The sequence below is a fragment of the Phenylobacterium sp. genome (assembly GCF_035569475.1).
Taxonomy (GTDB): domain Bacteria; phylum Pseudomonadota; class Alphaproteobacteria; order Caulobacterales; family Caulobacteraceae; genus Phenylobacterium.
This window is the reverse complement of record NZ_DATMNA010000124.1, coordinates 1-6,090: the sequence shown is the minus strand read 5'-3', so window position 1 is coordinate 6,090 and position 6,090 is coordinate 1. Positions and strand designations below refer to the sequence as shown.

Here is a 6,090-nt window from a genome sequence, read left to right as displayed (position 1 = left end):
TCGTCGCGGACAAAGCCGCCGCCGATCGAGAAATAGGTGCGTTCCGCCAGCGTCTTGCCCTCGGCGTCCAGCGCCTCGAACTTCAGGGCGTTGGGGTGCTGCGGCAGCCGCGTGCGGCCTTCCCAGCGCAGGTCGCGGGCTTCGTCGAAATTGATCTCCTGCTCGCCGCCCAAGGTCAGGCGATGGGCCTCGCGGACGGCCGCCACCGTGCGGTCGGCCTCGTCGGGATCCAGGCGCCGAGGTTCGAAGCCGGCCAGGCCCAGGATCACCGCCCGATCGGTGGCGTGCCCGCGGCCGGTCAGCGCCAGGGAGGCGTAGAGCGTGGTCTCCACCCGCGCAATCTTCGCCAGCAGGCCGGCGGCGCGCAAGCGGCCCAGGAACCGGCCGGCCGCCGTCATCGGGCCCATGGTGTGCGAGCTGGATGGCCCGATCCCGAGCTTGAACAGGTCGAAGACGCTGACGGTCATAACTTTGGGGAGCGCTCGGCTTCAGGACATCGGGTTGGCGGGCGGCGGGGGGTCGCCTGGCAGCGGGATGAATTCCTTGTCGTCGGCGTCGGGCAGCTTCATGCGGCCGGCGCGCCAGTCGGCCTTGGCCTGCTCGAGGCGTTCCTTGGAGGAGGCGACGAAGTTCCATTCGATGAGCCGCGGACCCACCGGCTCGCCGCCCAGCAGCATCACGATGGCCGGGGTCACGGCCTTGACCAGCACCGGCTGGCCGGGCGCGAAGACCAGCATCTGGCCGTCGTGGAACTCGCGGCCGTCCACCTCGATGATCCCTTGGGCGACGTAGGCCGCGCGCTCGGGATACTCGGCCGGCAGCTGCGCCGTCGCCCCGGCGTCCAGCCGCCAGTGGACGTAGAACATCGGCGAGTGCGTCTTCACCTTGGCTTCCGCCCCGAAGGCCTTGCCGGCCACCAGCCGGGCCCATAGGCCGCCGCCCTCATAGGTGGGCAGGTCGTCGGCCCCATGGTGGAAGAAGCCCGGGTCGGTCTCCTCCGCCTCCAGCGGCAGGGCGACCCAGGCCTGGATGCCGTGCATCCGCCCGCCGGTCTGGCGCAGGTGCTCGAAGCGCTCCGAATGGGTGATCCCCTTGCCGGCGGTCATCCAGTTGACCTCGCCGGGATGGATCTCCTGGACCGAGCCCACGCTGTCGCGGTGGGTGATCTCGCCCTCGAACAGATAGGTGACGGTTGAGAGCCCGATGTGCGGATGCGGCCGGACGTCGACGTTGCGCGGGAAGCCGGCTTCGAACTCCACCGGGCCCATATGGTCGAAGAAGATGAAGGGGCCGACCATCTTGCCCCCGTGATGCGGCAGGAGCCGGCCGACCTCGAAGCCGCCGAGATCCCTGCGCCGCTGGTCGATGACGAACTCGATCATGATCGCCTCCGCGTGGCTAAAGCGAAGGGCTCAGCCTTGCGCGCTTATATAGGGGCTGACCAGTCCGAGGGGGGCTGCGGTGGTGTTCTTCACCGAGCGGATGACGATCCGGCTCTCGATGTTGGAGACCAGGCCCAGTGACAGGATCTTGTCGCGCAGGAAGTCGTCGAAGGCGTGCATGTCGCGGGTGACGATGCGCAGCTCGTAGTCGGCCGAGCCGGTGACCGTGGCGCACTGCACCACCTCGGGGAGCTTGGTGATCGCCTGCTCGAAGGCGTCCAGGTTCTCCTTGGTCGGCAGGGAGAGCTTGACGGTGCAATAGACCTCGAAGCCCAGGCCCAGGAGGTCGCGATCGAGGATGGTCACGCGCCGCTGGATGACGCCGGCGTCTTCCAGTCGCTTGATGCGCCGCCAGCAGGGGCTGGAGGACAATCCGACCCGATCCGCGATCTCGGCCACCGAAAGGGCCGCGTCGTGCTGGATAAGGTCCAGAATCTTAGCATCGACCGAGTCCAAGGTCTCCGACAAGTTTTCCTCCCGACTTTGCCCTTTGGGCGCCCTGTTCGTGCCCCGGAACCGCAAGGCGGGGGCACGCTTTTGGTAAGCAATTGCCGCGATCTTATATGATCATTCTAATGCGCGAGCGAGGCCCAGAAGGAAAGAAATTGCGATGCGGCACACGGAAGTGACGCTCGACGACAAATTTCTCCTCACGGAGGGCCGCGTCTTCATCACCGGCGTCCAGGCGCTGCTGCGCGTGCTGATCGATCAGCACCGGCTGGACCAGGCGGCGGGTCTGAACACCGCCGGATTCGTCTCCGGCTATCGCGGTTCCCCGCTCGGCGGCCTCGACCAGCAGGCGCACCGCGCCGAGAAATTCCTGGCGCAGGCCAATGTCGTCTTCAAGGAAGGCCTCAACGAGGATCTCGCCGCCACCGCCGTCTGGGGCAGCCAGCAGGCCAACCTGTTCCCCGAGACCGCCAAGTTCGATGGCGTGTTCGGCATGTGGTACGGCAAGGCGCCCGGCGTCGACCGCACCGGCGACGCCTTCAAGCACGCCAATTTCGCCGGAACCTTCCCCAAGGGCGGCGTCCTGGCGGTGGCCGGCGACGACCACAACTGCAAGTCCTCGACGCTGCCGTCGCAGTCGGAATACGCCTTCCAGGACTTCGAGATGCCGGTGCTGTCGCCGGCCGACGTGCAGGAGGTGCTGGACTACGGCCTCCTGGGCTACGCCATGTCGCGCTACTCGGGCCTGTGGGTCGGGCTGATCGCGCTGGCCGACACCATGGACTCGGGCGTCACCATCGACGTGGACCTGGACCGGCACAAATTCGTCCTGCCGGAGAACGTCCGCATTCCGGCCGGCGGCCTGGGCATTCGCCTCAAGGACCAGCCGCTCGACAAGGAGCGCCGGCTGCGGACCCAGAAGATCCCCGCCGCGCTGGCCTTCGCCCGCGCCAACCGGATCGACCGGGTGATGCTGGGCTCGTCGCGGCCGCGGCTCGGCATCGTCTGCCAGGGCCAGGCCTACAAGGACGTGATCGAGGCCCTGGCGGCCATGGGCATTTCCCACGCCGAGGCCGCGGACCTGGGCGTCGCCATCTACAAGGTCGGCATGCCCTGGCCGCTGGAGCCGCAGGGCATCCGCGCCTTCGCCGCCGGCCTCGAGACCATGATGGTCGTCGAGCACAAGCGCCCGCTGATCGAGACGCAGGCCCGCGCCGCGCTCTACGAGCTGCCCGCCCACGCCCGGCCGAAGATCGTCGGCAAGGTGGACGAGCACGGCCATCCGCTGCTGTCGGAGATCGGCTCGCTCTCGGTGGCGGAGGTGGCGCTGGCCATCGCCGACCGCCTGCCGCCGGGACCGCACATGGAGCGGGTGCACGACTACCTCGCCCGGGTGTCCGCCGCCTCGATGGCCGCCGTGACGCTGAGCGCCGACCAGCAGCGCAAGCCGTTCTTCTGCTCGGGCTGCCCGCACAATTCCTCGACCCGCGTGCCGGAGGGCTCCCGCGCCCTGGCCGGGATCGGCTGCCACTACATGGCCAGCTTCAACGACCCCTCGACGGACCTGAACAGCCACATGGGCGGCGAGGGCCTGTCCTGGGTCGGAGCCTCGCCCTTCACCACCGAGAGCCATGTCTTCGTCAACCTGGGGGACGGCACCTACAACCACTCGGGCTCGCTGGCGGTGCGCGCCGCGGTCGCGGCCAAGTCGTCGATGACCTACAAGCTCCTGTTCAACGACGCCGTCGCCATGACCGGCGGCCAGGCGGCGGAGAGCGGCTTCACGCCCGCCCAGATCACCCGCCAGCTCCACGCCGAGGGCGTGCAGAAGATCGTCATCGTCGCCGCCGAGCCGGAGAAGTACCAGCACGCCACGGACCTCGCGCCCGGCGTCGAGGTGCATCCGCGCTCCGAGCTGATGAAGATCCAGGAGCAGCTACGGGAGACGCCCGGTGTCACCGTCCTGCTCTACGACCAGGTCTGCGCCACCGAGAAGCGCCGCCGTCGCAAGCGCGGCAAGATGCAGGCCGCCCCGCAGCGGGTGATGATCAACCCGCTGGTCTGCGAAGGCTGCGGCGACTGCTCCAAGACCTCCAACTGCGTCTCGGTCGAGCCGCTCAACACCGAGTTCGGCCGCAAGCGGAAGATCAACCAGTCGTCCTGCAACCAGGACTACACCTGCCTGGAAGGCTTCTGCCCGTCCTTCATCACCCTGGAAGGCGCGGAGAACCCGCACCGCGAGGCCATGCCGGCGCTGACCGCCGACTCCACCCCGCTGCCCGCGTTCGAGCCGCTCGAGGGCGTGAAGAACATCGTCTTCACGGGCGTCGGCGGCACGGGCGTGACCACCGTCGCCTCGATCCTGGCCATGGCCGCCCACGTGGACGGCCGCGCCTCGTCGGTGGTCGACATGACGGGCCTCGCGCAGAAGGGCGGCGCGGTGTTCAGCCACGTCCGTATCGGCGAGGTCGAGGACACCGTGGTCGGCGGCCGGGTCCCCGCGGCCTCGGCCCACGTGCTGATCGCCTGCGACCTGCTGTCGGCGGCCGGGGCCGATGCGCTGGCGCTCTACGCCAAGGACCGGACGGTGGCTGTCGGCAACGCCGACTTCGCGCCGACGGCGGATTTCGTCACCGACCGCGACGTCCGCTTCGACGCCGAGGAGCAGGGTCGCAGGCTCACCGCGGCAGTGAAGTCCTACGACGCCATGCCGGCCCAGAACCTGGCGGTGGAGAACCTGGGCGACGCCATCTACGCCAACATGGTCATGCTGGGCTTCGCCTGGCAGAAGGGCGTGATCCCGATCTCCAGCCGCGCGCTCTACCGCGCCATCCGGCTGAACGGCGTCGACGCCGAGGCGAACCTGCAGGCCTTCGAGCTGGGCCGCAAGGCCGCCCACGATCCGGCGGCCCGCGGCAAGCGCGAGGACGACGTGCCGACGCCCGAGACCATGGCGCTGGACGAGCTGATCGCCCATCGCGTGAAGGAGCTGACCGCCTATCAGAGCGCCGCCTACGCCCGGCGCTACGCCGACCAGGTGGCGGCGGTCCGCGCTGCGGAGGCCCCGCTGGGCTCAGAGGCGCTGACCCGCGCCGTCGCCGTGAACCTCTACAAGCTGATGGCCTACAAGGACGAGTACGAGGTGGCCCGGCTCTATTCGGACGGCCGCTTCCAGGCCTACCGGAACGGCACCTTCAAGGGCGGCAAGGCCAAGGTCTGGCTGGCCCCGCCGCTGATCGCGCGCAAGGGACCCGACGGGCGGCCGAAGAAGATCGCCTTCGGCGGCTGGATGCTGGACGCGGCCTTCCCGGCGATGGCCAGGATGAAGGGCCTGCGCGGCACGGCGCTGGACATCTTCGGCTACACCGCCGAGCGGAAGATGGAGCGCGGCCTGATCGCCGACTACGAGGCGGGGCTCCGCAAGCTCACCGCCGGCCTCACGCCGGAGCGGCTGGAGACCGCGGCGCGGATCGCGGCGATCCCGCAGAAGATCCGCGGCTACGGCCACGTCAAGGACGCCTCGGTCGGCCCCGCCAAGGCCGAGGAGAAGGCGCTCTGGGGCCGCTGGGAGAAGCTGGGCGAACGGGACCTGGTGAGCGCCTAGATCTGACTGCGACATCGCGTTGCGCGCGCGGCTCGGCCCAACCGCTTCCCATGCGCGCCCGATCGCGCCACCATGCCTCGATAAGAGGCGGCAGAGGCCGTCCCAGTGGGAAACGGCCGATGGACGAACTGGAAGAAGAAAGACTCCACGACAGCGTGAACCTCGTGGGTTTGCGGGCCCACGCCACGGCGGTCGGGTTGCTGAAGCTCACCTCCGAACTGGTCCGGGCCGGCGTCCTTGAAGAAGCGGCGGTGGGCCGGATCAAGGAGGCGATCGTCAAGGAGCTGTCGCTGTCCCGCAGCCGCTCGGCCTCCAAGCAGGAGTTCGAGCGCGCGACCCGCACGCGCCTCGACGCCCTCTTCGCCGGCGACCTGCCGCTCGGCGAACAGCCGCCCAAGGAAATGGCGCCCTAGGACCAATCGACATTCAGGCCGGCGCGGAAGGCTGCCTCCTCCCTTGTGGGAGGAGGTGGGCCGCGCAGCGGGTCGGAGGTGGGGTTTCTCGGCCTCCCGGCGCAGCTCGAAGCTCAGTCTCGCGCCGAGAGCGGAGCGCGACCCCACCTCCGTCAGCCCTCCGGCTGACACCTCCTCCCAC

5 protein-coding genes are annotated in these 6,090 nt (G+C 69.2%); 2 read left to right on the top strand and 3 right to left on the bottom strand.

The genetic code is table 11. The annotated features are described in order from the left end of the window. From VNW53_RS19510 to VNW53_RS19500, 3 genes are all read right to left on the bottom strand, one after another. A partial coding sequence (locus VNW53_RS19510) for a serine dehydratase beta chain (protein WP_325557724.1) occupies nucleotides 1–467 on the bottom strand: 467 nt, incomplete at its 3' end. Nucleotides 468–488: 21 nt separating this feature from the next. Next, nucleotides 489–1,382, bottom strand: a complete 894-nt coding sequence (locus VNW53_RS19505; protein ID WP_325557722.1) for a pirin family protein — start codon at nucleotides 1,380–1,382, stop codon at nucleotides 489–491. 30 nt (nucleotides 1,383–1,412) lie between these two features. Further along, nucleotides 1,413–1,910: an Lrp/AsnC family transcriptional regulator gene (locus tag VNW53_RS19500; protein ID WP_325557720.1), complete on the bottom strand. Its 498-nt coding sequence runs from the start codon at nucleotides 1,908–1,910 to the stop codon at nucleotides 1,413–1,415. A 142-nt stretch (nucleotides 1,911–2,052) separates the two neighbouring features. Between VNW53_RS19500 and VNW53_RS19495 the strand changes: the two genes are divergently transcribed. Both VNW53_RS19495 and VNW53_RS19490 read left to right on the top strand, forming a co-directional pair. Then, on the top strand, nucleotides 2,053–5,496 hold the full coding sequence (locus VNW53_RS19495) for an indolepyruvate ferredoxin oxidoreductase family protein (protein WP_325557718.1): 3,444 nt from the start codon (nucleotides 2,053–2,055) through the stop codon (nucleotides 5,494–5,496). 119 nt (nucleotides 5,497–5,615) lie between these two features. Further along, nucleotides 5,616–5,909: a hypothetical protein gene (locus VNW53_RS19490; RefSeq protein ID WP_325557717.1), complete on the top strand. Its 294-nt coding sequence runs from the start codon at nucleotides 5,616–5,618 to the stop codon at nucleotides 5,907–5,909. Nucleotides 5,910–6,090: the final 181 nt, after the last annotated feature.

Bases quoted from the DNA above. Each gene is read 5' to 3' on its own strand.
- VNW53_RS19505 (WP_325557722.1), bottom strand. From the start codon at position 1,382: ATGATCGAGTTCGTCATCGACCAGCGGCGCAGGGATCTCGGCGGCTTC.
- VNW53_RS19495 (WP_325557718.1), top strand. From the start codon at position 2,053: ATGCGGCACACGGAAGTGACGCTCGACGACAAATTTCTCCTCACGGAG.
- VNW53_RS19490 (WP_325557717.1), top strand. From the start codon at position 5,616: ATGGACGAACTGGAAGAAGAAAGACTCCACGACAGCGTGAACCTCGTG.